We start from the raw sequence: 26,456 nt of genomic DNA on the forward strand, positions 1-26,456 counted from the left end.
GCGTGGTGCTTGGAGTGGTGCAGCTCCATGATCCGGCCGGAGATGTGCGGCTCCAGGGCCGCGTAGTCGTAATCAAGATCCGGCAGTACGTAAACGCTCACGTGATCCTCCTCGGTAGTGGTACGGGGGCTTGTGTTCTCCCTGGCCGGTGAGCCGGTCGGGAAGGGGACTGGGGTTCAGGTCAGCAGCGACCGCTCGGTCAGCCGGTGGTAGGCGCGGTCGTGGTAGACGAGCGGCGGGTGCCCGGCGTCGTCCGAGGACTGCTCCACGGACACCACCTCGGCCGCGAGGATCATGGAGCCGCCCACGGGTAGGCGGTGCAGGATCGCGCAGCGCAGCGCCCACGGCGCATCGGTGAGCAGTGGCTCCCCGGTGGGCAGTGTGTGCCAGCGGGTGGTCCCGCCGAACCGGTCGGCGCCACGGGTGGCGAACAGCCGGGCGAGCTCGAGCTGGTCGGCGCCGAGCAGATGCACCACCAGGGTGTCCGCCGTGATCAGTGCTGCGGCGGAGGCCGACGCGGTGGACACCGAGAAGGCGAGGACGGGGGGCTCCGCCGACACCGAGGAGACGGAGGACGCCGTGAGGCCCACCGGCCCATCGCCACCCTGCGCCGTGAGGACGGCGATGCCCGCGGGGTGGTGGCGGAAGGCGAGCTTGAAGAGGTCGGCGTCGGGAAGCGCGGAGACCGCGGGCACTGTCATGTTCCCCACGCTAGGACCTCAACCAAGGTTGAGGTCAATTCGGTCACGACGGGCCCAGGAGCGTGGACGGGACGCCGCTCGAGCCGGCCGCGTCCTCGGGGTTGAGGAACCTGCACGTGACCAGGGAGAGGCACCCGCAGCCGATGCAGCCGTCCAACCGGTCCCGCAGGTTCTCGAGCCGCACGATCCGCGCCTCGATCTCCTGCTGCCACGCGGAGGACATCCGCTGCCAGTCCTCCGCGCCCGGTACGCCGTCCTTCGGCAGTTCCGCGAAGGCCTCGGCCACCGTGGCGAGCGGGATGCCCACCCGCTGTGCCGCACCGATCACCGCGACCCGGCGCAGGATCGAGCGATCGTAGCGGCGCTGGTTCCCGGGTGTGCGGCGGCTGGAGATCAGCCCCTCGCGCTCGTAGAAGTGCAGGGCGGACACGCTCATGCCGCTGCGCGCGGCCAGCTGTCCCACGGACAGGTCGTGGTCGTCGGGCATCGGGCTCCCCCTTCGGCCTACTTCCCGAGGAACTCGGTGACGTACTGCCGCAGCGGCGTGGTGGGACGGCCGATGATGCGGGAGAGGGTGCCGTCGGTGTCGGCGAGCAGACCGTCGGCGATGTTGGCGTCGAGCCCGGCCACGAACCCTGCCGTGCCCTCGTCGAACCCGAAACCCTTGAGCGCGGCCACGTGCTCGTCCGTGGTGACCTGGGTGACGCCCACCTCGCGGCCGGAGACCTCGGCGACGGTGGCGGCCAGCTCGTCCATGTCCCATGGTGTATCGCCGCCGAGCTCGAGGATCTCGCCTGCGTGGTCGTCCGAGAGCAGGACGACGGCGGCCGCCTCCGCGTAGTCCCGGCGCGTGGCGCTGGCCACCTTGCCCGTACCCGTGCTGGTCAGGATGCTGCCGGTCTCGACCGCGTGGCGGATCGTGTCGTCGTAGTTCTCCGTGTACCAGTTGTTGCGCAGCACGGTGTAGGTGAGTCCGGAGCCCTCGAGGAGGCCCTCGGTGGCCTTGTGCTCCGGGGCGAGGATCAGGTCCGACGTCGTGGCCTTCGGGGCGCTCGTGTAGACCAGTTCGGCGTCGACCCTGCGGGCGGCGTCGATCACGGCCTTGTGCTGCACGGACCGCTTGCCCACCTCGCTGCCGGAGATGAGGAGGATCTTCTCCGCGCCGACGAAGGCGTTGTCCAGGGTGGACGGGTCCGAGTAGTCGATCGTGGCGGTGCGGACGCCGTGACCGGCGAGTTCGGCGAGGGCCTCCTGGTTACGGCCGCCGGCGACGACGGTGGAGGGGTCCACCCCGCGGGCCAGCAGTTGCTCCACCACGTGGCGGCCGAGCTGACCGGTGGCTCCGGTGATGACGATGCTCATGGGGTTCTCCTTGTTCGTGGCATGCGGTCGATGCGTCTGCTGGGGGTAACCCGCGGCGCCGCTCGATCCTTCCCGGGGTCTGCGCCTCAGCCGTGCGGGGTGGTCCCGTACCAGCCCGTGCAGTCGAGGATCCGATCGGCTGCGGAACGCGAGGCCCCGACGCGTGCGGCGTTCGGCTCGTCCACCTCGCGTACCCACCGCTCGGCCTCGGGCCGGCTCTTGCCGAAGCGGACGTGCCGCTCGACCAGGCGGCTGCGCCGGAGCGCTGGGTCCACCTCGAGGAACCAGACCTCGTCGAGCTGGTGCCGTGCCTCCCGCCAGCCCGGGGCGTCGAGCAGCAGGTAGTTGCCCTCCGTGATCACGAGTTCGGCCGACGGCGGGACGGCCAGGGCCTGCTCCAGTTCCCGGTCGAAGGAGGGTGCGTAGACGGTGGTGTCCGGAGCACGCCGGAGCCGGGCCAGCAGGGCGGCGTACCCGTGGGCGTCGAAGGTCTCGGGAGCTCCCTTCCGGTCCAGGGTCCCGTGTGCGGCCAGCACCCGGTCCGCGAGGTGGAAACCGTCCATCGGCACCAGTGACGCGGCGGATCGTGCTCCGGCGAGGGCTGCGGCCAGTGTGGACTTGCCCGCTCCGGGAGGCCCGGCGAGACCGAGCAGCATCCGCGTCCCCTCCTCGACAGCAGGCAGCAGGGCCACGAGGTCCTCCGGCCGGTCCACCGAACTGGTCCGCTGCATCCGATCCTCCCCTCGTCGACGTCCTGACCCCATCCTGCCCGCCCCACCCGGTGCGGCAAGCGAACGGCACGGGCGGCACGACCTCCCCGGGACCGATTGCGTAGGGTCGGAGCATGCACTCCGACCAGATCACCGCCCTCCGCCGTCGTTTCCACGCCCACGCCGAACCGGGCTTCCTCGAGTACCGCACCGCGTCCGTGATCCTCGCCGAGCTCGCGGGGATGGGCGTGCCGGTCACCACCGGCGCCGACGCGATCGACGTCGGCAGCATCGCGGTGCCGCCCACGGACGCCGAGAAGGACGAGTGGGGCCGGCGCGCCGTCGAGGCCGGATCGTCCCCCGACGAGGTGGCGTGGTTCCAGGAGCACGGGACGGCCGTGATCGCCGAGCTGGCCGGGAACCGCGAGGGCCCCGTCTGGGGGCTGCGGGTGGACATCGACGCCCTGCCGGTGGACGAGGAGACCGCCGGGGACCACGCCCCCGTGGTCGGCGGCTTCCGCTCCACCACCGGGTACATGCACGCCTGCGGACACGACGGCCACGCCGCGATCGGCCTCGCGCTCGCGGACCGGCTGCGCGACGGCAACTTCCCCGGCCGCGTGCGCATCCTGTTCCAGCCGGCGGAGGAGGGCGTCCGCGGCGCCCAGCCCATGATCGACGCAGGGGTCACCCGTGGGGTGGACCGCATGCTCGCCGTCCACCTCGGCGGGGATCTGCCCACCGGCACCGTGGTGGGAGGGGTCACCGACGCCATGGCCACCACCAAGTGGACGGCCAGGTTCGACGGCGAGGCGGCCCACGCCGCAGCGGCGCCCGAGAAGGGGCGGCACGCGCTCGCCGCGGCCGCGCAGGCCACCCTCGCGATCCTCGCGCTCCCCCGCTTCGCGGAGGCGGACACCCGGGTGAACGTGGGCACGTTCCACGCGGACGGCAGCGCCAACATCATCCCCGCGCGGGCCACCATCACCTACGAGACCCGCTCCACGTCCAACACCGTGCTCGAGGAGCTGAACCGGCGCGCGGAGGCGGCGGTGCAGGGCGCGGCGCAGATGTACGGGGTGACGGCGGCCACCAAGGCGTACGGCCGGGCGGCGGTGTCCCAGCCGGACGACGCCCTGCTCGAGGACGTCACCCGCGCGGCGGCTGCCGTGCCCGCCGTCGAGCACTTCACTCCGAAGGGTCCCTCCGGTGGCGGGAGCGACGACGCCCACCTGCTCATCAACGAGGTGCAGCAGGCCGGCGGGCTGGGGACCTACATCTTCGTGGGGGCCTCCAACCCGGCACCCCATCACCACCGGCGCTTCGACGTGGACGAGGCAGCCCTGCCGATCGCCGTCGACCTCCTGGAGCGGATCCTCCGGGGCTGACCGTACCCGGCGGAGGATCAGCTCCGCAGGTGCATCGGCAGCACGCTGCCGGGGGCCCGGCTGCGGATGTGCAGGAGGTTCCGCGCGTGCTCGTGGAGCCGCCGGTCCTCGTCGGACACCGGTACCCAGGCCGGGACGGGGACGGCACTGCCGTTCTCGTCCCGCGCCACCATGACGGTGAGGCACGTGGTGGTCAGCTCCATGTCACGGGAGCGCGGGCTGCCGGAGCGGACCTGGACCGCCACGTGCATCCCCTTGTTCCCGGTGTAGACGAGCCGTGCCTCCACCTCCACCACGTCACCGATCCGCAGGGGCTTGAGGAAGCGGACGCCACCTGAGAACACCGCCACCGTGTCGCGTCCGCAGTAGCGTGCGGAGCAGACGTAGGCGGCCTCGTCGATCCAGTCCATGACGGTGCCGCCGTGCACCTTGCCGCCCCAGTTGACGTCGGTGGGGGCGGCGAGGAAGCGGAGCACCGTCCGTTCCGCGGTCCCGGCGTCCGTGTACACCTGGCGGCGCATCTCCTCGACGATCTCCCTGCGCACCTCCACGCGGGCCACCGCGTGTTCGCTGTCGGTCCGCTCGGCCTGCGTCCGCGGTTCGAACGCCGGGACGGGAACCGGCGTGCCCTCGGGGCCGACGGCGACGAAGATCACCAGGCACTCGCTGCGCTTCCCGCCGTCACCGCCCGCCACCGAGCCGGAGGAGACCACGGTGCGGATGTGCATGGAGGACGTCCCGGTGTGCACGATCGTGGCCTCGACCTCCACGAGGTCACCCACGGCCACGGGGTCCGCGAAGTGGATGTTGCCCACGTACGCGGTCACGCAGTAGGTCTTCGCCCAGCTGACGGCGGCCGCGTAGGCCGCCTTGTCCACCCACTCCAGCACGGTGCCCGCATCCACGGAGCCGCTGTGGCCGAGATCGGTGGGCGAGGCGAGGAACCGCAGGATCACGGAGTTCGAGGTGGGTCCGGCGGGTGCGGGCGTGATCATGCCCCAGTATCACCGTGCCGGGCGTGCATCCGGTAGCGCGTACGCGCCGGCGGCGTCATGAAGGGGCAGGTGCGGCTCGGAGGTCGACGACGGTGACCCCGCCCGCGGACCGGTCCCCGGCCATCGCGACCAGGGCGTCCGGGACCTCCTCCAGACGGATCCTGCGCTCGACGAGGTCCTGCGGCCGCAACCGGCCCGCGGTCACCAGGTCCAGGAGTCCGGGGTAGTCCTGCGCGGGCATGCCGTGGCTGCCGAGCACGGAGAGCTCCTTGCCGATCACCGCCCCCATCGGGATCACGGGGTCGGTGGGGAACAACCCGATCTGCACGTGCCGGCCGCGCGGCTTCAGGGCGAGGATGCCGGCCGCGGCGGTCTCCTCACGCCCCAGGGCGTCGACGGAGACGGCGAACCCGGACGGCACGGCCTCGGCGAGGGCCGCGAGCAGCCCCCCCCGGGACAGCCCGGGGAGTTTCCGGTCCGCACGGCGCCGAACCGGGCCGCCCGGGTGAGGGCGTCGTCGTCGATGTCCACGGCCACCCCCTCGGCGCCGAGCGCCCCGCCGATCATCCCGGCGCTGAGGCCCACGCCGCCGCAACCCACCACCACGAGGGACTCGCCGGACTGCAGCCTCGCCTGGTGCACGAGGCCGCGGTAGGAGGTCGCGAACCGGCACCCGAGCAACGCCGCGGCACCGCTGTCGAGGGACGCGGGCACGACGACGAGATTCGTGTCGGCGTCGTGCAGGGCCACGGACTCGGCGAAGGACCCCCAGTGGGTGAAGCCGGGCTGGGTCTGGTTGCGGCACACCTGACCGTTGCCGGAGGCGCACTCCGGGCAGCGCCCGCACGCGCACACGAACGGCGTGGTCACGCGGTCACCCACGGAGAAGCGGCGCACCTCCGCGCCGCGGGCGGTGATGGTTCCCACCAGCTCGTGACCGGGGACGTGCGGCAGCGTGATGCCGTCGTCGTGCCCGGACCAGCCGTGCACATCGCTCCGGCACAGCCCGGTGGTCTCCACCCGGACGATGACGCCGCGCGGCGAGGGCACAGGTGCCGGGACCTCCCGGACGGTGGGGCGGGTGGAGAACTCGTCGAACAGGACAGCGCGCATGACACCATCCTGGCAGCCTCAGGCGTGCAGGCGGTGCTTCTCCCGGCGGTCCTTCACGGTGTCCGTGGTGAGACTGAGCGCGAGGCTCGCCGCCACCATCACGATCAGCACGAACGGCAGGATCTCCAGCCCGGCGCCGTCCACGAGCAGACCGCCCACCAGGGCGCCGCCGCCGATCCCGATGTTGAACGCCGTGGTCTGGAGGGCCGCGGCGACATCACGCATCCGGAAGGACGCCGTCCGGAGCATGCGGGTCTGCAACATCGCCGGGATACCGCCGAAGGCCGCACCCCACACGATCACCGCGACCAGCACCATCGCGGTGCTGTCCGCGAGGATCGCGAGGGTGAGCACCGCACCCATGACCAGCAGCACCGCACCCACGAACCCCTTACGCGGGAACCGGTCCGCGGCGTACCCGGCGGCCACCAGACCGATGATCCCGGCGCCGCCGTAGAGGAAGAGCACCAGCGCGACGTCGCCCTGCTCGAAGGAGGACACCTCGGTGAGCCAGGGGGCGATGTAGGTGTAGAAGACGTTCTGCCCGGTGAGGACGATCAGGATGACCACGCACAGGAGGATCACGGCCTTCAGGCTCGCGTCGCGGCGCAATGGCACGCGCTCCTCGCCGGCCTCGTGCTGCACGTGGTGGTCGACGGGCGGGAGGAACTTCACGATCACCAGGGCCAGGAGGGCCACCACCGCACCGATGATCACGAAGGCGGTCCGCCACCCGAACGCGGAGCCGATCGCGGTGCCCACGGGGACGCCGAGCACGAAGGCCGCGGTACCACCGCCGGCCGTGATCGCCACGGCCTTGCCGAGCTGGTGGGCGGGTACGAGGTGCGCCGAGTAGGCGGCCACCACGGCCCAGAAGAGGCCGTGCGCCAGACCCCCGAGGATGCGCGCGGCCACCAGGACGCCGTAGGTGGGCGCGACGGCGGCGAGCACGTTGGCCACGGCGATCACGAGGAGCACGACGACGATCAGGGACTTCCGCGAGAACCGCTGCGTCAGTGCGGCCAGCGGTGTGGTGGCGACCACCACGGTGCCCGCGAAGATGGTCACGAGGTAGCCGGCGGTGGAGATCCCCACATCGAGGTCCTCGGCCATGGCGTTCAGGAGCCCGGTGGGGAGGAACTCGCTGGTCACGGAGACGAAGATGGCCCCGGCAAGGGAGAACAGCCCGATGTAGGGGAACGGTGCGGTGGTCTTCACGGGCGAGGAGGAGGTGGACACAGGGGTACCAATCATGGGGTGGGCGAGTCGAGCGCCCCCGTTGCGCCGTCGGAATCGGACAGGGCGTGCTGTGCCAAGCCTAGTGAGGTCCTGACCTTCGCCCCAACGCCACCGCGCCGCGCGGCATTCCCGGCCTGCCGTGGACGGGGCCCGTCAGGCCAGCAGTGCTGCGATGACCACCAGCGCCGGGATGGCCAGCAGGGAGGAGAGCAGGATCGTGTCGCGGGCCAGGGGGATGCCGCGCTGGTACCGGGTGGCGAACATGAACGTGTTCTGGGCGGCGGGGAGCGCGGCGACCACCACGGCGCCCAGCAGCCGCTCGCCGTCGAGCCCGAAGAGGTACCGGGCCACGACATATGCCGCCACCGGCATGATCGCCGTCTTCAGGATCGTCGCGGTCAGCACCTGGAGACGGTCGGGGCTGCGTTCGAGCGGGCGGCTCCCCGGGATGGACATCCCGAAGGAGAGCAGCACCATGGGGACCGCGGCCCCGCCGAGCAGGGAGACGGAGTCCCACACGGGCGCCGGGGGCCGCAGGCCCGTGGCCGAGACCGCGACACCGAGCAGGGACGCGATGATCATGGGGTTCCGGAAGGGCTGCGTGAACACCGCCCGCAGGGACGGTTTCCGGGCGGAGGTGAGATCCAGGACGGTCAGGTACATCGGGGCGAGCAGCAGCAGCTGGACCAGGAGCACGGGCGCGATCAGCGTGGGGTCCCCGAGCGCGTAGACGGTGATGGGGATGCCGATGTTGTTGGCGTTCACGTAGGAACTCGCCATGGCGCCGATGGCCGTCTCCGCCGCGGGGCGGCGGAACAGGAACCGGCTGATCAGCACGTAGAGCAGTGCGATGGCCAATGAGGAGAGGAGCGCGATGGGCACGTACTCGGAGAACACGGAGTCCAGCTCGGCGCCCGCGAGGACGGTGAAGAGCAGGGCGGGGTTGGTGACGAAGAACGCCACCTGGCTCAGCGTGAAGCTTGCCTGTGGGCCGCCGATGGTCAGGCGCCCGGCGATGTACCCGACGAGGATCACGGCACCCACGACGGCGAACCCGCCCAGCAGTCCCAGCATCCCGATCCCCTCGTCCGCCCCGCCGCCCGTGCGGGAGCACCCCTACGAACCTAGTGCGTGGACCGACCACCCACGAACCCACCGGGGCCGGACCACCCCGCCTCGTGCCCGGGATCCCGGGACCCGGCTCCTGCCTGCGGGTATGCTCGTCGCAATCGATCCGACTGCGAGGGGGCAGGTACGTGGCTGAACGGGTGGGCGTCGACGCGCAGGAGCTGGAGCGACCGCGGTGGCGGCTGGTGGGTCCCGGACTGCTGGCGGCAGCCACCGGCGTCGGTGCGGGTGACCTCGTGGCCACCCTCGTGGCGGGCAGCCGGTACGGGTACGCCCTGCTCTGGGCGGCGGTGATCGGCTGCGTGCTGAAGATCATCCTCGTGGAGGGCGTGGGCCGCTGGTACCTCGCCACGGGCAAGACCATCTTCCAGGGCTGGCGCACCCTGGGCGTCTGGACCAGCTGGTACTTCGGCCCGTACATCGTGCTCTGGGGCTTCGTGTACGGGGCCACGGCCATGAGTTCCACTGCGCTGCCGCTGCAGGCGCTGTTCCCCGCCGTCCCGCTCACCGTCTTCGCCGTCGCCTCCGGTCTGCTCGGGCTCGCGCTCGTCTGGTTCGGCCGGTACGGGTTCTTCGAGAAGATCATGTCCGTCATGGTGGCCATCATGTTCGTCTCGGTGGTCGGCTCCGCCGTGCTCGCCCTCCCGAACATCCCCGACATGCTCGGCGGGCTCGTCCCCACCCTGCCGGAGGGCTCGGTGTTCTACGTCCTCGGTCTCGCCGGCGGGGTGGGCGGCACCATCACGCTCGCCGCCTACGGGTACTGGCTGCGCGAGAAGGGGTGGAACACGCCGCAGTGGATGAAGGTCATGCGGGTGGACAACACCGTGGCCTACGCGATGACGGGCATCTTCGTGGTGTGCATGCTCGTCCTCGGCGCCGAGCTGCTCTACACGGCGAACATCTCCCTGCAGAGCGGCGACCGCGGCCTGCTGGACATGGGCGTGGTTCTCGAGGACCGCTACGGCGTGGTCTGGGCGAAGGTGTTCCTCATCGGGTTCTGGGCGTCCTCCTTCTCCTCGCTCCTCGGGGTGTGGCACGGGGTGAGCCTCATGTTCGCGGACTTCTGGGCGAACTTCCGGAAGAAGGCGGACGACCTCACGGACGACGACGCCCCCGGTGCGCACAGCGCCCCCGCCCGCGCGTACATGCTGTGGCTGACCTTCCCGCCCATGCTCCTGCTGCTGCTCGGCCGGCCCTTCTTCCTGATCCTCCTGTACGGGGTGCTCGGATCCCTCTTCATGCCCTTCCTCGCCGTGACCCTGCTGGTGCTCCTCAACAGTTCCCGGCTCGCACGTCAGTGGCGGAACAGGTGGCTGTCCAACGTGTTCCTGGCCGTCACCACCGTGGTGTTCCTGGTGCTCGGCGTCAACGAGCTCGTCGGCGCCGTCACCGGGGGCTGACCGGGGGGCACCCGCGTGCCAGACTGGGTGCATGCTCGTAGCCTTCAGCGTCGCCCCGTCCGGTTCGTCCGAGCTCACCCGTGAGAACCCGGAGGGGTCGGTGCACGACGCCGTGGCCGCCGCCGTCGCCGTGGTCCGCGAATCGGGGCTGCCGAACTCCACGGACTCCATGTTCACCACCATCGAGGGCGAGTGGGACGAGGTGATGGCCGTGGTGAAGAACGCCACCGACGCCGTGGCCCGGTACGGCAGCCGTGTCTCGCTCGTGCTGAAGGCGGACATCCGCCCGGGCCGCACGGGGGAGCTGACCGGCAAGGTGGAACGGCTCGAGGCCGCGATCCTCGAGCAGGAGCAGTTCGAGGGCCACTCCTGATCCACGGCGGCACACAGTGTCCCCAGGCCACTAAAGTGGAGCCGTGACACAGCCTGCGCTGACGCTGCCCTACCTGATCCGCCCGGCCACCGAGCACGACGCCGAGGCGTACGCACGCACCCATGTGGCGGCCCTGCACCAGACGTACGAGCACATCATGCCCCGCGAGTACCACGAGCACTACGACGCCGAGCTGCCGGCCCTGATCGAGCGCCGTCGTGAGACGTTCGCCGAGGCGGAGCGCGCGCGGGGCGGTGCGCGGAGCTGGCTGGCGTTCGACGACGACGGCGAACCGGTGGCCATCGCGACCTCCGGTCCCGGGCGCGACGACGACCGCCCCGACTTCGAGCTGCACCACATCTACACGCTGCGCTCCACCCACGGTTCGGGTCTCGGGCAGGCACTGCTCGACACCGCGATCGGCGGACGGGGCGCCTACCTGTGGATCCTGAACCACAATCCGCGGGCCGAACGCTTCTACGTCCGCAACGGGTTCACCCCCGACGGCACCTCGATGCTCTGCGGACCCACCTGGCACCACCGGCCCATGTTCCGGATGCACCGCGCCGACCAGGGGCCGGCGGAGCGCGACTAGCATGGGAGTCATGCCCTCGACCGTGTCCCCGGACCACGCGGACCGGTCCTGATGCCGCGACCCACCGGGCCGCGCCCCGAGATCGGCGAGTTCGCCATCGACACCGGGACCTGCGAGCTGGAGCCCGACCCCTACGCCGCCGACGGCTGGGTGCTCCGGATCAACGGCGTCCCCAGCTCCCACATCGATCTCGCCGATCCGCTGCGGCTGGACTTCGAGTACATGCGCTGGATCGCCTCGCTCGTGGACTCCCGCTGGGCGTCCACGGACAGGCTGCGCGCACTCCACCTCGGCGGCGGGGCCTGTTCCCTGGCCCGCCGGTTCGCGGCCTCCCATGCGCAGGCACGCCAGGTGGTCGTGGAGCTCGACGGCAGGCTCGCGGAACTCGTCCGCGGGTGGTTCGACCTCCCGCGCGCACCGCTGGTGCGCATCCGGGTCGGTGAGGCGCGGGCCGTCACGGAGACCCTGAGCGAGGGAAGCCGCGACCTGATCATCCGCGACGTCTTCGCCGGCGCCGTGACCCCGGCCCCGCTGCTCACCGTCGAGTTCGCCCGCGCCGCCAAGCGCGTGCTCGCGGACGACGGCGTGTACGTGGTCAACTGCGGTGACGGCCCGAGCCTCGCGCTCGCCAAGTGCGAAGCCGCGACCATCGGCGCGGAGTTCGCCCACACGGCGATCATCGCGGACCCCGCCATGCTCAAGGGGCGGCGCTACGGCAACGTGATCATCGCCGGCAGCGACGCCCCGCTCGGCGAGGACCCCGCACTGGTGCGCGAACTCCTGGGCGGCGGGGTGCCCGCCCAGCTCTGGCAGGACGCCCGGGTGCGTGCCTTCGCGGCCGGCGCGCAGGTACTCACCGACTGAACGCCCCGGGGAGCGACACCCGGGGTTCCCGCGAGGTCCCCGGGCAAGGAGGTCCCGGCGGCATCGGGATGCCGTCCGCGGACCGCTCCGGCTCCTGCCGTACATTGACCGTACCGGCCGCGTACTGCCGGGAAACTGCCACCGCACCGGTTCCAGGGGGACCATGTCCGACTACCCGGATCGCCGTCCGGTACAGAACGTCGTCGTCCGTTCGGCGAAGGAGACCTGGCTCGCATACCTCCTCTGGTTCCTCCTCGGGACCTTCGGTGTGCACAAGTTCTACCTGCGCCAGAACGGGACGGGCTTCCTCTACCTCGCGCTGGGACTGATCGGAGGAGCCACCGCCTGGTTCCTGGTCGGTTTCATCTTCCTGGTCCCCCTGTGGGTCATGATGGTCATCGACCTCTTCACCATGCCCGGCCGGGTCCGCTCCGTGAATGCCCGGATGCTCGGCGGTCACACCTTCTGACGCCCGGGGAGGAGCGACTCCTCCCCGGAGGGTTCGAGCGTTCCCGCGCAGTGCACCACGGTGCGGGTGGGAGCAGGCGCCGGGACGACGCTGTGCGGTACCCCGACCGTCCGGGTCTAGGCTGACACGGTGGAACTAGGGCTGCTGGGCATCATCGGAATCGTCATCCTCGTGGCGGTCGCCATGCTGTCCCGCCGGGTCGGGGTGGCGGCCCCGCTGATCCTCGTGGTGCTGGGGATCGGGCTCTCCTTCATCCCCGGGGTGCCGGCGTTCAGCATCCCGGACGAGTGGATCCTGGCCGGGGTGCTCCCGCCCATCCTGTACGCGGCGGCCATCAAGACCCCCGTCACCGACTTCCGCCGCAACCTCGCACCCATCGCCAGCCTGTCCGTGGTGCTCGTGGTGGTCTCGGCCCTCGCGATGGGTCTGCTGCTGCACGCGCTCCTCCCGGAGCTGGGACTCGCGGCGGCGATCGCCGTGGGCGCCGTCATCAGCCCACCGGACGCCGTCGCCGCCACGTCGATCGGACGCCGGCTGGGCCTGCCGCCCCGTCTCCTGACCGTGCTGGAGGGGGAGGGCCTGGTCAACGACGCCACGGCCCTCGTGCTGCTGCGGAGCGCCATCGCGGCGTCGGCCGGCGCGCTCGCCGGCTTCGGCTCGGCGCTCGGCGACTTCGTGTTCGCCGTGGTGGTGGCCGTGGTGGTGGGTCTGGCCGTCGGCATGGTCACGGTCTACGTCCGCTCGAAGCTCGACGACGCCGTCCTCGACACCGCGCTGTCCCTCGCCGTCCCGTTCATCGCGTTCATCCCGTCCGAGGAGCTCGGCGCCTCGGGTGTCCTGGCCGTGGTGGTGGCGGGCATCTACACGGGTCATCGCAGCGCCAGCCACCTCGACGCCCGTGCCAGGATCAGCGACGGCGTCAACTGGCGCACCATCCAGTTCCTGCTCGAGAACGGCGTCTTCCTGCTCATCGGGCTGGAGGTGCGCAGCCTGCTGGAGAACGTCGACGAGTCGCAGCTGACCGTCGGGCACACCGTGCTGATCGGTCTCGTGGCCGTCCTCGCACTGAACGTCATCCGCTTCCTCTGGGTCTTCCCGCTCGTGCTCGTGATGCGGCGGGTGCCGGACCGCGCCGAGAAGCGCACGGCCCGGATCCGGCAGGGGCTCACCCACCTCACGCGGAGGCGGAACCTGGACGCGCGGCAGGAGCGCCGTCGTGAGGCCCTCCGCCGGCTGTACCGGCGGCGCCGCGCCGATCTGGAGCTGGAGCGGCGTGAGGGGTTCGGGTGGAAGGGGGCCACCATCCTCGGGTGGTCCGGGATGCGCGGGGTGGTGACGCTCGCAGCGGCGCAGTCCCTGCCGTCGTCGTTCGCGTACCGCGAGCAGCTGGTCCTGCTCGCCTTCACCGTGGCCGTCACCACGCTGCTGGTCCAGGGGAGCACGCTGCCCCTGCTGATCCGGGTGCTGCGCGTCGAGGGGATCGACGTCGCGGAGGACCGCGAGGAGGCGGCCAACCTGTTCGACGAGCTGCGGAACGAGGGCCTGCGGGTGCTCGAGGACCCGCAGGCGATCGTGGGGGAGGACGTCGAGCTGGACCAGGAGGTCCTCGACCGTGTCCGCGCGGACACGGGGATGCGTTCGGAGGTCGAGTGGGAGAAGGTGCACCTGTCCGAGCAGAAACTGGTGCGCTCACCGCACCGTCAGTACCGGGACCTGCGCCTGGCCGTCCTCGAGGCCGAGCGCCAGGCCCTCCTGGCCGCGCGGGCCGGCGGAACCTACACCTCCCGTGCCCTCGCGAGGGCGCAGCGGATCCTCGATGTCGAGGAGACCCGCTTCCACCCCCGCTGAGGCACGTCCCGACCCGGTCCGCCGATCTGCGGCGCCCGGGACCGCCCCCGCTGAGGGTCAGAGGCCGAGCAGCTCCTCGATGGGACCGAGGCCGAAGAAGATGACGAAGGCGCCGGCGACGGCCCACATCAGCGGATGCACCTCGCGGCCGCGGCCCTGGATGGCGCGGATGAGCACGAAGGCGATGAACCCCGCACCGAGCCCGTTGGCGATCGAGTAGGTGAACGGCATCAGGGTGAAGGTGAGGAAGGCCGGGATGGCGATGCCCCAGTCGTCGAAGTCGATGCGGCCCACCTGCGCCACCATCATGAAGCCCACCACCACGAGGGCCGGGGCCACGGCCTCGAACGGCACCAGGCTGATGAGCGGGGTGAGGAACATGGCCAGCAGGAACAGCAGACCGGTCACCACGTTCGCCAGCCCCGTGCGGGCCCCCTCGCCGATCCCCGCACCCGATTCCACGTAGATCTGGTTCGAGGACACCGATCCGGCGCCTCCGGCCACCGCTCCGAGGGCGTCGACGATCAGCACGCGGTTGACCCCCGGGATGTCGCCCTTGGCGTCCACGAGCTTCGCCTCGTTGGCGAGTCCCACCATGGTGCCCATGGCGTCGAAGAAGATGCTGAGCAGGATGGTGAAGGTGAGCAGGACGGCGGCGGTGCCGCCGAGGTGCGCGAACGCCCCGAAGAGGCTCACGTTGCCCACGAGGCTGAGATCGGGGAGGTCCACCCAGGAACTGGTGGGTAGCGCGGGGACCACCAGTGACCACCCCTCCGGGTTGGGGCCCTGCTCGCCCCCGACGCTCGGGCCCACCTGGAACACGGCCTCGAGGATCACCGAGAGGACGGTGGCGCTGAGCACGCCGATCAGGATGGCACCCCGTACCTTCCGCACCACGAGCGCGATGGTCAGGATCAACCCGAAGACGAACACGAGGGTGGGCCAGCCGAGCAGCACACCGCCGAACCCGAGCCCCACGGGCACCGTGGTGTCGGCGACGTCCGGCACGCGGCGCACGAACCCCGCGTTCACCAGCCCGATCAGGGCGATGAACAGGCCGATCCCCACCACGATCGCGGTCTTCAGGCTCTCCGGCACGGCATTGAAGACGGCAGTGCGGAAGCCGGTGAGCACCAGGATCAGCATGGTGAGACCGGCGAGCATCACGAGGCCCATGATGTCCGGCCAGGTGAGCCCGGGGTTGGTGGCGACGGTGATCGCCACGAAGGCGTTGACGCCCAGTCCCGTGGCCAGGGCGAAGGGGTACTTGGCCCAGGCGCCCATGACGATGGTGAGGACCCCGGCCACCAGGGCGGTGACCGCTGCGACGCGCTCGCGGCCGAGCTCGTCGCCGGAGGCGTCGGCGCCCCCGAGGATGAGCGGGTTGAGCACCACGATGTAGCTCATGGCGAAGAAGGTGGCGAGGCCACCTCGGATCTCGCGGGAGAAGGATGATTCCCGCTCGGTGATGGCGAAGTATCGATCCAGCACGGAGCCTTGCTTGAGCATGGTGGGTCCTAGGGCGGGAGGTGGGAGGGACGGCTTGAATTCTATCCCCGTCCTCGCCGCGCATCGGTGGCCGGGGCGGTGGCCGGTCGACGCCCGAGGTCCCGCGCCTGGTCGGGGGGGCCGCGTAGGGTTGGACCATGCCTGTCTCCCCACCCCTTCCCGACTCCCGCCCGGCGCCCGGGCGCACCCGGTCACGGAACGCCGTCGCCACCCCCGCAGCGCTCGTGTCGGCGGTCCTTCCCGCGCTCGCCGCGCCCCCCCGGGGCGGTGGCGCGGCGCACGCCCCCGACGAGCTCGTGGGCCCCGCCCCCCCGGCCGGGGCGACCGCCGGCGCCCTGCCGCCGCGCATCGCCCTGACCTACAGCAGCGTCCCCTCGGGCATCGGTGCCGAGGTCCAAGTGCTCGACGAAGCGGGGACCGACTGGGCCGACGGCGCGGTGGGGATCACCGACCGCACGGCCACCCAGACCCTCCGCACCGGCGGGCCCGCCGGGGAAGCCACCGTGAACGGGGGGGGGGGGCCCGCCGATTCGCCCCCCACCGGGGGTCCTTTCACCTTCACCGCCCGGCGGGGGACGTCGGCGGTCCCCGACTCGGTCACCACCTCCGGCCCGATCGACGCCGAGGAGCCCGCGGCCGGTCAGGAACCGGTGGCCGGGGTGAGTGACTTCCCGTGGAGCATCGTGCTCATGATCGGGGTGCTGGTGGTCATCGTGGCCGCTCTGGGTGTCACGGCGCGCAAGCGGCTCGGCTCGCGCGACTGACGGGACAGGCACCCGGAACGCTCAGGGCCTGCCGACGTGGTCGCGGTGGGCTGCCGGCCCTAGGCGCTCAGGGGTGAGACGGCCGGTGCGGTGGTGAGGCGCTGGAGCGCCGTCGGACCCTGCGCCACGATCGCGTCGCTGACGAGCTTCGCCTGGCGGACGATCTCACGCGTGGTGGGCGTCAGGAGCTCACCCACCCCCACGAGGTGCAGCCCGATCGCCCGTAAGGTCTCCTTGAAGTCCCGCCCGATCGCGATCCCCATGGACCGCAGGAACCTGCGCAGTTCGTTCTGCGGGTACTTGGTGAGCACCACGTGATCGGCGAGCAGGACGCCGTCGGCCGTCTGCACCGCCCACTTCTGCCCCATGGACGCGGCGATGAGCCGCGGGTGCCCGATCACACTGAGGGTCTCGGCGATGGTGGTCTGCCGGATGTCGAGCCGATGTGCGGCAGCGTAACCGCGCAGCAGGCGCATGAGTTCCGTCCGTTCGGAGAGTGACACCGAATCGGTGACCACCGTCCGCATGGACCCGGAATCGAAGCACTCAAGGCTCTCCACCACGATCGACTCGACACCACGCCGGCTGAGTTCGCTGGCCACGGCGAGCCCCGAGAGACCGGAGCCGATCACCACCGTGCTGGTGCGCTCGGTCGGGGAGGAAGCGGTACTCGCGGATCGGAGCGGGTCGAAGGGCAGGGGATCCACCGGGTTACCTCCACACGAAGCATCGGTCCCGTACGGTCCGGGCCTCTTTGCCGGACCGTACGGACTCTTGGCTGCGAACGGGTCAGTCAAGAGCGCCATGCGCGGGGACCTCGGGGCCCTGAGGGGGCCTGCCACCGCAGCAGTGATTGAAGCTTATACAGATTCATGGACCGTGGATAGACCGCTGGGAACCTGTGCGCTACAAAGGGTGGACCCACCGCTTCGGGTGGCGACGGGACGTGACAGAGGGGGCTTCCATGGTGGGAGGACGTGCAGAGGATCCGAGGCCGGGCGTTGCGCGACACGGGATCGTCGTGGGCGTGGACGGTTCGGAGCAGAGCATCGGCGCCCTGCTCTGGGCCGAGCGCGAGGCAGTCCGGCGGCGGGCATCGCTCCATGTGGTGACCACCTACACGGTGCCGATCTTCGCGGCGTCGAGCATGGATGCCGGGTACGCGACGATCAACGACGAGGTGGTCCGCGCGAGCGCGCGCTCCGTGCTCGACGCCGCCGTGGAACACCTCGCGGGAAGCCCGGTGGAGGTGCACCGGCGTATCGAGGTGGGGGACGCGGCGGGCGTGCTGCTGGACCTGTCGGAGGAGGCCGAGCTGATGGTGGTGGGATCGAGGGGGCGCGGCGGCTTCGTGGGCAGACTCCTCGGATCGGTCAGCAGTGCCCTGCCGGCGCATGCCAAGTGCCCGACGGCGGTGATCCCGCTCCGTTCCGGATCCCCGACGCCGGAAGGCGCTCCCGCGGTGCGGGCGGACCGCGTGGTCGTCGGGGGCGACGGCTCCGAGCAGGCCAGGACCGCCTCGCTCGTGGCAGCGCAGGAGGCGCAGGCGAGGGGGCTTCCCCTGGAGGTGATCTGCTCCGTGGCTCCGTTCAGCGGGTCGCTCGCGTGGGTGCCGGCGCCCGTGGACCGGGGGGCGCTCCACGCCGGTCTCGCGGTGCAGCTCGCCGCCGGCAGGGACTGGCTCGCGGGCCATTTCCCCGCCCTGGAGGTCCGCGCGGGGATCCTCGACGGAGCCCCCGCCGAGGTGCTGATCGAGGCGTCCGCGACGGCGGAGCTGGTCGTGCTGGGCACGCGGGGCCGTGGTGGCTTCGCGGGCATGCTCATGGGGTCCACGAGCCAGGGTGTGCTGCACCATGCGCGGGGTCCCGTGCTGGTGGTGCCGGACGAGGCGGATCCGCGCCTGGCGAACCGCAGCTCGTTCGGGCCGATGGTCCCGCCCGCCGGATAGGGCGCACGCAGCGGAGGCGGCACGTCCCGGCGGGTGCGGAAGGGGCCGGTGCGCCGAGTGTCAGGCCCAGCCGAGCTCGTGGAGGCGTTCGTCGTCGATCCCGAAGTGGTGCGCCACCTCGTGGACCACCGTCACCAGGATCTCCTCCACGAGTTCCTCACGGGACCCGCACAGGCGCATCAGCGGGCCGCGGAAGATGCTGATGCGGTCGGGCAGGGAACCGGCGTCCCACCAGGAATCACGCTCGGTCAGGGGTGTCCCCTCGTAGAGTCCCAGCAGTTCCGTGTCCGCGGGCTCTCCCGGTCGGGGCTCGTACTCCTCCACCACCAGGATGGCCACGTTGTCCATGGCCCGGGCGAGGTCGTCCGGGATCCTGTCGATGGCGTCGTCGACGGCTTCTTCGAACTCTTCGCGGGGGATCTCGAACGGCACCCCCCGATCGTACAGACCGGCCCCGGACGGAACCTGGCCGGGGGGTCCGGGGAATTTTGGATAATCAGGATCCTGCCCCTATAGTTTTAGAGGTCCACGACAGGGAGATGATCCGCCGGAGTCGTTCGCTTCCCGGAAGGTCGCAGGAACCCGGATCGTGGTCCAGGCCCCCATCGTCTAGTGGCCTAGGACACCGCCCTTTCACGGCGGCGACACGGGTTCGAATCCCGTTGGGGGTACGCACGAGCAGCCCTCGCGGGTGGTCGAGAGCACTGGGAAGTGCTGGTAGGCTGAAGCTCTTGCGAGAAGCAGGACAGGCAAGTGAAGTACAGCAAGGCCCTGTAGCGCAGTTGGTTAGCGCGCCGCCCTGTCACGGCGGAGGTCGCGGGTTCAAGTCCCGTCAGGGTCGCTCAGGCGATCGGTTCCCCCAGGGAGACGATCGAGCTGGATATGGTGATCATCGCGATGGATGATCGCACGGCTCTGTAGCTCAGTTGGTAGAGCGTTCGACTGAAAATCGAGAGGTCACCGGATCGACGCCGGTCGGAGCCACCGCTGGAAGCCCCGCAGTTCCCCACGGAACGCGGGGTTTTTTCATGGGTCCGGGGGACACGCCCCAGCCGTCACGTGCTGCCGCCGCCCACGCATCGTGGGCCCCTCCGTCCCGGGACCATGACAGGTGGTGCAGGTGATCGGCGGCTCCCAGCAAACACGGAAGTTGGACCCGTAGCATTCCCACGGCCCGACCGATCACGGGTGGTGTTCCGGGCCGGGAGCGCGACGGCACGCCCGTGCGTCGACCCTGCGGTAGTGAACCGAGACGAAAGGATCCAGTGAAACTCCTGTATCCCGCTGTGGGCCTCTGTGCGATGGCCATGGTGCTCACCGGATGCAGCAGAGGATCCACGGTGCCCTCCGAGACGGCGCTGAGCATGCCCCCCAGCCCGGTCCCGGAGCAGGTCAGCCCCGCCCCAGACCCTCGGGGCGTCCGGGATACCGAGGACGGCGGGGGGCCGGGCGGATCGCTCCCGGGCGGCGGCGAGGCGGACGGCAGTGAGGCGGGGAACCCGTCCGAGCACTGCGTGATGGTGGCCGGCGGCGTCACCACCGCCATGCTCGCACCCCTCACCCTGTGGCCGTCGTCGGGCCCGGAGGATCTTCAAGTTCTCGAGCGGCAGATCCTCGAGCTGAGGGACAGGGTGCCCGCCGAGCTCCATGACGACTTCACGGCACTGGCCCGTTCCGTCGAGGCGCCGTCGGAGGACTCCCCGCAGTTCGACGAGCGTGCCCTCCAGGAGGCCACGGAGCCGATCCAGGAGTGGCTGGACGCCCACTGCGCAGACGGCTGAGCATGCACCGACCACGGAGAACCCCCGGGCGCATCTCTTGTCGGACTCGATGTAAGCGCTTACTCTTTCCCTTACTTGGAAAGTGAGGCGGTACGGGCTGGATGTCGGCGAGGAAGCCGGTGGTTCCCGGATCCCCGCGCCGCAGGACAAAGGAGTCTGTTTCAATGACGAGAACTCGCTCGCGGAAATTCGTGCTGCCGACGGCGGCACTCGGTGTCTCGCTCCTCGCCCTCACCGGGTGCGGTTCGGGTGGATCGGACGGCGCAGGTGGATCGGACGATGCCGACTGCTCCACCTACGAGACCTACGGCACCTTCGAGGACGCGGAGGTCAGCGTCTACTCCACCATCGTGGACCTCGAAGCAGAACTGCTGGAGAACTCCTGGGAGGACTTCTCCAGCTGCACGGGCATCGAGGTGGCCTACGAGGGCTCGAAGGAGTTCGAGACCCAGATCGGTGTGCGGGCCCAGGGCGGTACCGCTCCCGATCTCGCGATCTTCCCGCAGCCCGGTCTGCTCGCGGACCAGGCCCCCAACCTGGTGCCCGCCCCGCAGACGGTCTCCGACCTCGTCGACGAGAACTGGTCCCCGGACTGGAAGAAGTACGGCACCGTCGACGGGACGTTCTACGCTGCCCCGATGCTCGCCAGCGTGAAGGGCTACGTCTGGTACGTCCCCGCCACGTTCGAGGAGAAGGGCTGGGAGGTGCCCACCACCTGGGACGAGATGATGGAGCTCAGCGAGACCATCGCCTCGGACGGTGGGATGAAGCCCTGGTGCGCCGGCTTCGAGTCCGGCGAGGCCACGGGGTGGCCGGGTACGGACTGGGTGGAGGATGCCGTCCTGCGCGAGCATGGGCCCGAGGTGTACGACCAGTGGGTCACGCACGAGATCCCCTTCGACGACCCGATGATCGTGGAGTCCTTCGACCGGGTCGGCGAGATCCTCAAGGACGACGCCATGGTCAACGGTGGCTTCGGCGACGTCCGGTCCATCCTCTCCACCCCGTTCTCCGAGGCCGGGCAGCCCGTTCTCGACGGCGACTGCGCGATGCACCACCAGGCCTCCTTCCAGGCCGCGAACTGGCCCGAGGGAACCGAGGTGGCCGAGGACGGCGATGTCTGGGCCTTCATGACCCCGCCGATCGACGAGTCGCAGGGCACGGCCATCACCGGTGGTGGTGAGCTGATCGGCGCCTACGCCGACCGCCCCGAGGTCCAGGCGCTGCAGGCCTACCTGGCCAGTGCCGAGTTCGCGAACGCACGAGTGTCCCAGGGGGGCGCCATCAGCGCCAACACCGGCCTGGACCCGGCCAACGCGCAGTCCGACCTCGATCGCCAGTCGATCGAGCTGCTGCAGGACTCCGAGACGGTCTTCCGGTTCGACGGATCCGACCTCATGCCGGGCGCCGTCGGTGCCAACTCCTTCTGGAGCGGCATCGTGAACTGGATCAACGGCTCCTCCACCGAGGAGGTCACGAAGTCCGTCGAGGACAGCTGGCCCGGCTCCTGATGATATACGGGGGGCCGTCGGCCCGTCCCCTGGCCTGACAGCTCCCCGAGGAACGGGACAGGGCACCCTCCCGATGTGTCCTGTCCCGTTCCGTCCTCCCGACTTCCCGTCATCAAGCGCACCAAGGAGGCTGTGCTGTGGAAGATATTGCAGAAAAAGGGCTACAGGTCGTCGTCGGTCTCGCGGTCTTCGCGGCCATCATCGGGCTCATCATGCTGGTCGTGGACCGCGCCCCCAAGAGCGGCCGGGAGAAGATCCAGATCGCCGGGTTCCTCGCACCGGCCCTCGTGCTCCTCGCCGTCGGCCTGGTGTTCCCCGCCCTCCAGACGTCCTACCTGTCCCTGACGAACCGGAACGGCGAGTTCGTGGGACTCGAGAACTTCGTCTGGATGTTCACGCAGCCCGAAGCGCTCGTGACCCTCCGCAACACCCTCGTCTGGGTGGTCCTCGTGCCACTGCTCGCCTCCTCGATCGGCCTCGCGTACGCCGTGTTCATCGACCGGGCGCGGGGCGAGAAGGCGCTGAAGGCCCTGGTCTTCATGCCGATGGCCATCTCCTTCGTGGGCGCCGGTGTCATCTGGCGCTTCGTGTACGCCTACAAGGGGCCGGAGCAGGACCAGATCGGTCTCCTCAACCAGATCCTCGTCTGGGCCGGTCAGGAACCCAAGCAGTTCCTGCTCGATGCCCCCGAGAACACGCTCTTCCTGATCGCGGTGATGATCTGGATCCAGACCGGCTTCGCGATGGTGGTGCTCTCCGCCGCGATCAAGGGCATCCCCACGGAGATCGTCGAGGCGGCCAGGCTCGACGGCGCGAGCGCGTGGCAGCAGTTCCGCAACGTCACGATCCCCACCATCCGCGGATCGCTCATCGTGGTGGTCACCACCATCACCATCGGGACGCTCAAGGTGTTCGACATCGTCCGCACCATGACGGCCGGCCAGTACGAGACCTCGGTGGTGGCCAACGAGATGTACACCCAGGCGTTCAGGGCCGGTGAACCCGGCCGGGGCGCCGCGCTGGCGCTGGTCCTGTTCCTGATGGTGCTGCCCGTGGTCCTCTACAACGCCCGGCTGCTCCGCAAGCAGAAGGAGATCCGATGAGCACGGTACCGCTCGAGAACAGGAAGGACCTCCTGCCGGAGGTCGAGGACGACGCCACCGAGGGGCGCTCGCCCATGCAGAAGCGGGTGAAGCAGCGCCTCACCTCGAGGGGAGCCACGGCGGCGGCGGTGGTGATCGCCGTGATCTGGACCATCCCGACCTTCGGGCTGTTCATCTCGTCCTTCCGGCCCGAGGCGAACATCAAGGGCAACGGCTGGTGGAACGTCCTCACGGACCGTGAGTTCACCCTCGAGAACTATGCCGATGTCCTGAGTCCGGGGGGCAGCCAATCGCCCAACCTGCTCTCCTACTTCGTCAACTCCCTGGCGATCGTGATCCCGGGAACGGTCTTCACCCTGGTGCTCGGCGCCATGGCCGCGTACATGTTCGCCTGGGGTCGCTTCCGGGGCAAGGACGGGCTGTTCATCTTCGTCTTCGCCCTGCAGATCGTGCCCCTGCAGATGGCCCTGATCCCTCTGCTGCAGCTCTTCACCCAGGTGCTCCGCTTCGGTGACTTCCAACTCCTGCCGAGCGGCACCTACGCACAGCTCTGGGTGGCCCACACGATCTTCGGCCTGCCGCTCGCGATCTTCCTCCTGCACAACTTCATCGCGGAGATCCCCCGGGAGGTCATCGAGGCGGCGCGAGTGGACGGCGCGGGGCACAGTACCATCTTCTGGCGCATCATCGTGCCGCTCGCGACGCCCGCACTCGCCTCCTTCGGGATCTTCCAGTTCCTCTGGCTCTGGAACGATCTCCTGGTGGCACTCGTGTTCTCGGGCGGCGGAGCGGACGTGGCCCCTATCACCCAGCGTCTGGCCGAGCTCCAGGGATCCCGAGGTGGGGAGTGGCAGCGGCTCACCGCCGGTGCCTTCGTGTCCATCATCGTGCCCCTCGCCGTGTTCTTCGGGCTGCAGCGGTACTTCGTCCGAGGTCTGCTGGCGGGCGGCCTGAAGGGCTGAGATGACCAGCATCGACGACGTCGCGGCTTCCCTCGGGGTGTCCACGGCAACGGTCTCGCGTGCCCTGCGCGGGCTGCCGGGGGTCGCCGCGGAGACCCGCGCGAGAGTCACCTCGACCGCCGAGAGCCTCGGGTACGTGGCGTCGTCGTCCGCCTCCGGGCTGGCCTCGGGGCGCACGATGGCCATGGGGGTCCTGGTGCCGGTGATCGACCGCTGGTTCTTCTCCGCCGTGCTCGAGGGCGTCGACCGGAGGCTGCGTGCGGCGGGGTACGACCTCGTCCTGTTCAGCCTCGGCGGCTCGGGCACGAACCGGGACCGGGTCTTCCACCGCTCGATCCTGCGCAAGCGGATCGACGCCCTGCTGGTGCTCAGCATGCACCTGACCGACGAGGAGCGCAGGGCCGTGCAGCAGCTCGACTACCCCACCATCGTGGTGGGCGGCGCCGTCAGGGGTGTGCGGCACGTCGGGATCGACGACGCCGGTGCGGCTCGCGACGCCGTCGAGCACCTGATCGGGCTGGGGCACGTGAGGATCGCGCACATGCGCGGCGGGGGGTCCTTCGACATCGACTTCGAGGTGCCGCGACTACGCGAGCAGGCCTTCCGGGACACCATGGCGGACCACGGGCTGATGGTCCGGGAGGACTGGTCCGCGTTCGGGGACTTCCGGTTCTCCACGGCGCGGGAAGCGGCCCTGGTGCTGCTCGCCGATCACCGGGACCGGCCGAGCGCCGTCTTCTGCTCCTCGGACGAGATGGCGTTCGGTGTACTGAGGGCCGCCGTGGAACTCGGCATCGACGTCCCCGGGGAACTGTCGGTGATCGGGATGGACGACCATGAGTTCGCCGGCCCCATGGGGCTGACCACCATCCGGCAGGATCCGGCGGAGCAGGGGGCCTTCGCCGCCGGGGTGCTGCTCGACGAGCTGCTGCTCGACGCGCCCACCTCCGGTCCCGAGCCGCACCCGCACTCGCTCGTCCCCAGGTCCTCGACCGGCCCGGCGGCCGCCTCGCCCGGTCAGGACGCGCGGGCCAGCTGGCGGATGGGGATCCAGCGGGAGGCCAGGCGGCGGCAGGAGGCGGCCGCGCCCACCATGTCGGCCTCCGCGAGGCCCTCGATCCCGAGCCGGACGTCCGAGGGGGAGTCGTCGGGGACCCCCCGGTCCGCCACGCGACCGTAGTCCACCTCCACCACCGCGTCGCGCCGGAAGATCTCCAGCCACTCCACGATCTCCGTGAGCTCGTCGAGCAGATCCATCTCCGGTGCACCCACGGCGAGCTGGGCCACGGAGCGGCGGGCCCGGCCGAGGCAGTCCTCGATCCGCGCGGTGACCCGCACCGTGATCACCTGCCCGCCGTCCTCGACCACCTCGGTGAGATCGTCCTCGTGGATCAGGGCGAACCAGGCGAACGGCACACCCCAGGTGGCCGAGCGCGTGTGGAGTTTCGCGACGGAGTCGGCGAAGGTGTCCGGATCCAGCCTCGCCTGGTGCGCCTCGCGCGCGATCTCCGGAACCAGGACGTCGATCAACGGACCGCGCAGACTCTGGTCGAGGGACTCGGCTGCGAGGGTGGCGCGTACCGCGAGCTGGTTGGGGCAGTAGTAGGGCGCCGTCGTACCGTCCGGGCGGGGGAAGTGGGTGACGCGGACGAGGTCCGTCCCGTGGTGCGGGAACGGGTCGGACACCGGGCGGAGGATGCGCTGCCGCGACTGCTCCTGTTCCAGTGCCTCGGTGGCCTCGCGGTCCCGCTCGCGCTGCGCGAGCATCGTGAGCTGCTGCGCGTCGGAGAACGCCTCCAGTGGTTCGTAGATGCGCAGGTGGGAGACGTAGGGGAACGGTCCCGCGAGTGCTCCGCCCGAGGGGTTCACTGCCCGTCGAGTTCCACGATCACCGGAGCATGGTCCGAGGCGCCCTTGCCCTTGCGTTCCTCGCGGTCCACGAAGGCGTCGGAGACGCGGGCCGTGAGCGCGGGTGAGCCGAGCACGAAGTCGATCCGCATCCCCTCCTTCTTCGGGAAGCGCAGCTGCTTGTAGTCCCAGTAGGTGTACGAACCGGGTCCGGGGGTGTAGGGGCGGGCGACGTCGGTGAACCCGGCGTCGAGGAAGCCCTGGAAGGCGTCCCGTTCAGCGGGGCTGACATGGGTGTAACCTCCGTCGACGAACAGGTCGATGTCCCAGACGTCCTCGTCCTGCGGCGCGATGTTCCAGTCTCCCATCAGGGCCAGCTGGGCCTGCGGGTCCTCGGTGATCCATGTCCGGGCGTGGGAGCGCAGGGTGTCCAGCCACTCGATCTTGTACGGCATGTGCGGATCGTCGAGTGCGCGTCCGTTCGGCACGTACAGGCTCCACACCCGGACCCCGCCGCAGGTCGCGCCGATGGCCCGTGCCTCCTGCACCGGGTCCACCCCGGGTTTGCCGAAGGCCGGCTGGTCGGGGAAGGTGCGCTGGACGTCGTCGAGCCCGACCCTCGAGGCGATGGCCACACCGTTCCACTGGCTGAACCCGAAGTGCGCCACCTCGAACCCGCTGTTCTCGAACAGTTCCCAGGGGAAGTTCTCGTCCTTGCACTTGGTCTCCTGGATGGCCAGGACGTCGACGTCCGACCTGTCCAGCCAGGCTTCGACGCGGTCCGCGCGGGCACGGAGGGAGTTGACGTTCCAGGTGGCGATCTTCACGGTCCCTACGTTACC

At 70.4% G+C, this 26,456-nt stretch carries 27 protein-coding genes, 3 tRNA genes and 2 pseudogenes; 17 read left to right on the forward strand and 15 right to left on the reverse strand.

Translation table 11 applies throughout. The features are described from left to right. From AC792_RS16335 to AC792_RS06690, 5 genes and pseudogenes are all read right to left on the reverse strand, one after another. Positions 1-101, reverse strand: a pseudogene (locus tag AC792_RS16335) (superoxide dismutase); the annotation flags it as partial. Between the two features lie 75 nt (positions 102-176). Beyond that, positions 177-701 carry a flavin reductase family protein gene (locus tag AC792_RS06675; RefSeq protein ID WP_049829881.1) on the reverse strand — a complete coding sequence of 175 codons (525 nt, stop codon included), beginning with the start codon at positions 699-701 and terminating at the stop codon, positions 177-179. A gap of 43 nt (positions 702-744) precedes the next feature. Continuing rightward, a complete protein-coding gene (soxR, locus tag AC792_RS06680) occupies positions 745-1,188 on the reverse strand; it encodes a redox-sensitive transcriptional activator SoxR (RefSeq protein ID WP_049829790.1) in 444 nt (147 codons plus the stop codon). A gap of 17 nt (positions 1,189-1,205) precedes the next feature. After that, positions 1,206-2,063, reverse strand: a complete 858-nt coding sequence (locus AC792_RS06685; RefSeq protein WP_049829791.1) for an SDR family oxidoreductase — start codon at positions 2,061-2,063, stop codon at positions 1,206-1,208. Positions 2,064-2,149: 86 nt separating this feature from the next. Continuing rightward, the gene (locus tag AC792_RS06690; RefSeq protein ID WP_082177531.1) at positions 2,150-2,794 is read right to left on the reverse strand and encodes a nucleoside/nucleotide kinase family protein; all 645 of its coding nucleotides are present in this window, start codon (positions 2,792-2,794) and stop codon (positions 2,150-2,152) included. Positions 2,795-2,907: 113 nt separating this feature from the next. On the opposite strand from AC792_RS06690, the gene AC792_RS06695 reads away from it, so the two are divergent. Continuing rightward, entirely contained in the window at positions 2,908-4,161 is a 1,254-nt protein-coding gene (locus tag AC792_RS06695; RefSeq protein WP_049829792.1) for an amidohydrolase, read from the forward strand. Between the two features lie 17 nt (positions 4,162-4,178). Here the strand turns inward: AC792_RS06695 and AC792_RS06700 are convergent, their stop codons facing one another. From AC792_RS06700 to AC792_RS06715, 5 genes are all read right to left on the reverse strand, one after another. Beyond that, positions 4,179-5,156, reverse strand: coding sequence for an acyl-CoA thioesterase (locus AC792_RS06700; protein WP_049829793.1), 978 nt, complete (start codon positions 5,154-5,156; stop codon positions 4,179-4,181). 55 nt (positions 5,157-5,211) lie between these two features. Continuing rightward, positions 5,212-5,577 (reverse strand): zinc-binding dehydrogenase, encoded by a 366-nt coding sequence (locus AC792_RS18000; protein ID WP_326947849.1) that lies wholly within the window; start codon positions 5,575-5,577, stop codon positions 5,212-5,214. Further along, positions 5,502-6,269 carry an alcohol dehydrogenase catalytic domain-containing protein gene (locus AC792_RS06705; RefSeq protein WP_326947850.1) on the reverse strand — a complete coding sequence of 256 codons (768 nt, stop codon included), beginning with the start codon at positions 6,267-6,269 and terminating at the stop codon, positions 5,502-5,504. The genes AC792_RS18000 and AC792_RS06705 overlap by 76 nt, the downstream gene beginning before the upstream one ends. A gap of 18 nt (positions 6,270-6,287) precedes the next feature. Next, positions 6,288-7,523, reverse strand: a complete 1,236-nt coding sequence (locus AC792_RS06710; RefSeq protein ID WP_082177532.1) for an MFS transporter — start codon at positions 7,521-7,523, stop codon at positions 6,288-6,290. A gap of 138 nt (positions 7,524-7,661) precedes the next feature. Next, on the reverse strand, positions 7,662-8,582 hold the full coding sequence (locus AC792_RS06715; protein WP_049829795.1) for an AEC family transporter: 921 nt from the start codon (positions 8,580-8,582) through the stop codon (positions 7,662-7,664). A gap of 182 nt (positions 8,583-8,764) precedes the next feature. Here AC792_RS06715 and AC792_RS06720 point away from each other — a divergent pair, with 182 nt between their 5' ends. The 6 genes from AC792_RS06720 to AC792_RS06745 all read left to right on the forward strand — a co-directional run bounded on the left by AC792_RS06720 (position 8,765) and on the right by AC792_RS06745 (position 14,188). Further along, on the forward strand, positions 8,765-10,039 hold the full coding sequence (locus AC792_RS06720; RefSeq protein ID WP_235436435.1) for an Nramp family divalent metal transporter: 1,275 nt from the start codon (positions 8,765-8,767) through the stop codon (positions 10,037-10,039). A 31-nt stretch (positions 10,040-10,070) separates the two neighbouring features. After that, on the forward strand, positions 10,071-10,412 hold the full coding sequence (locus AC792_RS06725; protein ID WP_049829796.1) for a thiamine-binding protein: 342 nt from the start codon (positions 10,071-10,073) through the stop codon (positions 10,410-10,412). A gap of 43 nt (positions 10,413-10,455) precedes the next feature. Continuing rightward, positions 10,456-11,007: a GNAT family N-acetyltransferase gene (locus tag AC792_RS06730; RefSeq protein ID WP_049829797.1), complete on the forward strand. Its 552-nt coding sequence runs from the start codon at positions 10,456-10,458 to the stop codon at positions 11,005-11,007. Positions 11,008-11,058: 51 nt separating this feature from the next. Beyond that, the gene (locus tag AC792_RS06735; protein ID WP_049829798.1) at positions 11,059-11,871 is read left to right on the forward strand and encodes a spermidine synthase; all 813 of its coding nucleotides are present in this window, start codon (positions 11,059-11,061) and stop codon (positions 11,869-11,871) included. A 163-nt stretch (positions 11,872-12,034) separates the two neighbouring features. Further along, the gene (locus tag AC792_RS06740) at positions 12,035-12,340 is read left to right on the forward strand and encodes a TM2 domain-containing protein (RefSeq protein ID WP_049829799.1); all 306 of its coding nucleotides are present in this window, start codon (positions 12,035-12,037) and stop codon (positions 12,338-12,340) included. A gap of 129 nt (positions 12,341-12,469) precedes the next feature. Further along, positions 12,470-14,188, forward strand: coding sequence for a cation:proton antiporter (locus AC792_RS06745; protein ID WP_049829800.1), 1,719 nt, complete (start codon positions 12,470-12,472; stop codon positions 14,186-14,188). Positions 14,189-14,245: 57 nt separating this feature from the next. Here the strand turns inward: AC792_RS06745 and AC792_RS06750 are convergent, their stop codons facing one another. Then, complete coding sequence (locus tag AC792_RS06750; protein WP_049829801.1) at positions 14,246-15,697, reverse strand: NCS2 family permease; 1,452 nt, start codon at positions 15,695-15,697, stop codon at positions 14,246-14,248. A 137-nt stretch (positions 15,698-15,834) separates the two neighbouring features. Between AC792_RS06750 and AC792_RS06755 the strand changes: the two genes are divergently transcribed. After that, positions 15,835-16,461 carry a copper resistance protein CopC gene (locus AC792_RS06755; protein ID WP_152916070.1) on the forward strand — a complete coding sequence of 209 codons (627 nt, stop codon included), beginning with the start codon at positions 15,835-15,837 and terminating at the stop codon, positions 16,459-16,461. A gap of 59 nt (positions 16,462-16,520) precedes the next feature. Here AC792_RS06755 and AC792_RS06760 read toward each other — a convergent pair whose 3' ends face one another. Beyond that, positions 16,521-17,168: an FAD-dependent monooxygenase gene (locus tag AC792_RS06760; protein WP_049829803.1), complete on the reverse strand. Its 648-nt coding sequence runs from the start codon at positions 17,166-17,168 to the stop codon at positions 16,521-16,523. Between the two features lie 257 nt (positions 17,169-17,425). On the opposite strand from AC792_RS06760, the gene AC792_RS06765 reads away from it, so the two are divergent. After that, a complete protein-coding gene (locus AC792_RS06765; protein ID WP_049829804.1) occupies positions 17,426-18,409 on the forward strand; it encodes a universal stress protein in 984 nt (327 codons plus the stop codon). Between the two features lie 60 nt (positions 18,410-18,469). Here AC792_RS06765 and AC792_RS06770 read toward each other — a convergent pair whose 3' ends face one another. Then, a complete protein-coding gene (locus tag AC792_RS06770; protein ID WP_326947855.1) occupies positions 18,470-18,841 on the reverse strand; it encodes a metallopeptidase family protein in 372 nt (123 codons plus the stop codon). 166 nt (positions 18,842-19,007) lie between these two features. On the opposite strand from AC792_RS06770, the gene AC792_RS06775 reads away from it, so the two are divergent. The 8 genes and pseudogenes from AC792_RS06775 to AC792_RS06810 all read left to right on the forward strand — a co-directional run. Then, positions 19,008-19,080 (forward strand) — tRNA-Glu (locus tag AC792_RS06775). 96 nt (positions 19,081-19,176) lie between these two features. Then, positions 19,177-19,250, forward strand: a tRNA-Asp gene (locus tag AC792_RS06780). Positions 19,251-19,320: 70 nt separating this feature from the next. After that, a tRNA-Phe gene (locus tag AC792_RS06785) sits at positions 19,321-19,393 on the forward strand. Between the two features lie 356 nt (positions 19,394-19,749). Beyond that, the gene (locus AC792_RS17270; RefSeq protein ID WP_160317620.1) at positions 19,750-20,190 is read left to right on the forward strand and encodes a hypothetical protein; all 441 of its coding nucleotides are present in this window, start codon (positions 19,750-19,752) and stop codon (positions 20,188-20,190) included. A gap of 164 nt (positions 20,191-20,354) precedes the next feature. Beyond that, on the forward strand, positions 20,355-21,701 hold the full coding sequence (locus tag AC792_RS06795) for an ABC transporter substrate-binding protein (RefSeq protein WP_049829807.1): 1,347 nt from the start codon (positions 20,355-20,357) through the stop codon (positions 21,699-21,701). A 137-nt stretch (positions 21,702-21,838) separates the two neighbouring features. Beyond that, positions 21,839-22,804: a carbohydrate ABC transporter permease gene (locus AC792_RS06800; RefSeq protein WP_049829808.1), complete on the forward strand. Its 966-nt coding sequence runs from the start codon at positions 21,839-21,841 to the stop codon at positions 22,802-22,804. After that, positions 22,801-23,766: a carbohydrate ABC transporter permease gene (locus AC792_RS06805; RefSeq protein WP_049829809.1), complete on the forward strand. Its 966-nt coding sequence runs from the start codon at positions 22,801-22,803 to the stop codon at positions 23,764-23,766. The genes AC792_RS06800 and AC792_RS06805 overlap by 4 nt, the downstream gene beginning before the upstream one ends. A gap of 1 nt (position 23,767) precedes the next feature. Then, positions 23,768-24,748 (forward strand): annotated as a pseudogene (locus tag AC792_RS06810) (LacI family DNA-binding transcriptional regulator); the annotation flags it as partial. 35 nt (positions 24,749-24,783) lie between these two features. Here AC792_RS06810 and AC792_RS16340 read toward each other — a convergent pair. Both AC792_RS16340 and AC792_RS06820 read right to left on the reverse strand, forming a co-directional pair. Then, on the reverse strand, positions 24,784-25,635 hold the full coding sequence (locus AC792_RS16340; protein ID WP_082177534.1) for a hypothetical protein: 852 nt from the start codon (positions 25,633-25,635) through the stop codon (positions 24,784-24,786). After that, positions 25,632-26,441, reverse strand: a complete 810-nt coding sequence (locus AC792_RS06820; RefSeq protein WP_049829811.1) for an exodeoxyribonuclease III — start codon at positions 26,439-26,441, stop codon at positions 25,632-25,634. The genes AC792_RS16340 and AC792_RS06820 overlap by 4 nt, the downstream gene beginning before the upstream one ends. Positions 26,442-26,456 lie beyond the last annotated feature (15 nt).

This window comes from Arthrobacter sp. RIT-PI-e, from assembly GCF_001187915.1.
In the GTDB taxonomy this organism is placed as follows: domain Bacteria; phylum Actinomycetota; class Actinomycetes; order Actinomycetales; family Micrococcaceae; genus Arthrobacter_D.

What these genes read in the sequence shown, in the direction of transcription:
- AC792_RS06675 (WP_049829881.1), bottom strand. Translation starts at nt 701, where the DNA reads ATGACAGTGCCCGCGGTCTCCGCGCTTCCCGACGCCGACCTCTTCAAG.
- soxR (WP_049829790.1), bottom strand. Translation starts at nt 1,188, where the DNA reads ATGCCCGACGACCACGACCTGTCCGTGGGACAGCTGGCCGCGCGCAGC.
- AC792_RS06685 (WP_049829791.1), bottom strand. Translation starts at nt 2,063, where the DNA reads ATGAGCATCGTCATCACCGGAGCCACCGGTCAGCTCGGCCGCCACGTG.
- AC792_RS06690 (WP_082177531.1), bottom strand. Translation starts at nt 2,794, where the DNA reads ATGCAGCGGACCAGTTCGGTGGACCGGCCGGAGGACCTCGTGGCCCTG.
- AC792_RS06695 (WP_049829792.1), top strand. Translation starts at nt 2,908, where the DNA reads ATGCACTCCGACCAGATCACCGCCCTCCGCCGTCGTTTCCACGCCCAC.
- AC792_RS06700 (WP_049829793.1), bottom strand. Translation starts at nt 5,156, where the DNA reads ATGATCACGCCCGCACCCGCCGGACCCACCTCGAACTCCGTGATCCTG.
- AC792_RS06705 (WP_326947850.1), bottom strand. Translation starts at nt 6,269, where the DNA reads ATGCGCGCTGTCCTGTTCGACGAGTTCTCCACCCGCCCCACCGTCCGG.
- AC792_RS06710 (WP_082177532.1), bottom strand. Translation starts at nt 7,523, where the DNA reads ATGATTGGTACCCCTGTGTCCACCTCCTCCTCGCCCGTGAAGACCACC.
- AC792_RS06715 (WP_049829795.1), bottom strand. Translation starts at nt 8,582, where the DNA reads ATGCTGGGACTGCTGGGCGGGTTCGCCGTCGTGGGTGCCGTGATCCTC.
- AC792_RS06725 (WP_049829796.1), top strand. Translation starts at nt 10,071, where the DNA reads ATGCTCGTAGCCTTCAGCGTCGCCCCGTCCGGTTCGTCCGAGCTCACC.
- AC792_RS06735 (WP_049829798.1), top strand. Translation starts at nt 11,059, where the DNA reads ATGCCGCGACCCACCGGGCCGCGCCCCGAGATCGGCGAGTTCGCCATC.
- AC792_RS06740 (WP_049829799.1), top strand. Translation starts at nt 12,035, where the DNA reads ATGTCCGACTACCCGGATCGCCGTCCGGTACAGAACGTCGTCGTCCGT.
- AC792_RS06750 (WP_049829801.1), bottom strand. Translation starts at nt 15,697, where the DNA reads ATGCTCAAGCAAGGCTCCGTGCTGGATCGATACTTCGCCATCACCGAG.
- AC792_RS06755 (WP_152916070.1), top strand. Translation starts at nt 15,835, where the DNA reads ATGCCTGTCTCCCCACCCCTTCCCGACTCCCGCCCGGCGCCCGGGCGC.
- AC792_RS06765 (WP_049829804.1), top strand. Translation starts at nt 17,426, where the DNA reads ATGGTGGGAGGACGTGCAGAGGATCCGAGGCCGGGCGTTGCGCGACAC.
- AC792_RS06795 (WP_049829807.1), top strand. Translation starts at nt 20,355, where the DNA reads ATGACGAGAACTCGCTCGCGGAAATTCGTGCTGCCGACGGCGGCACTC.
- AC792_RS06805 (WP_049829809.1), top strand. Translation starts at nt 22,801, where the DNA reads ATGAGCACGGTACCGCTCGAGAACAGGAAGGACCTCCTGCCGGAGGTC.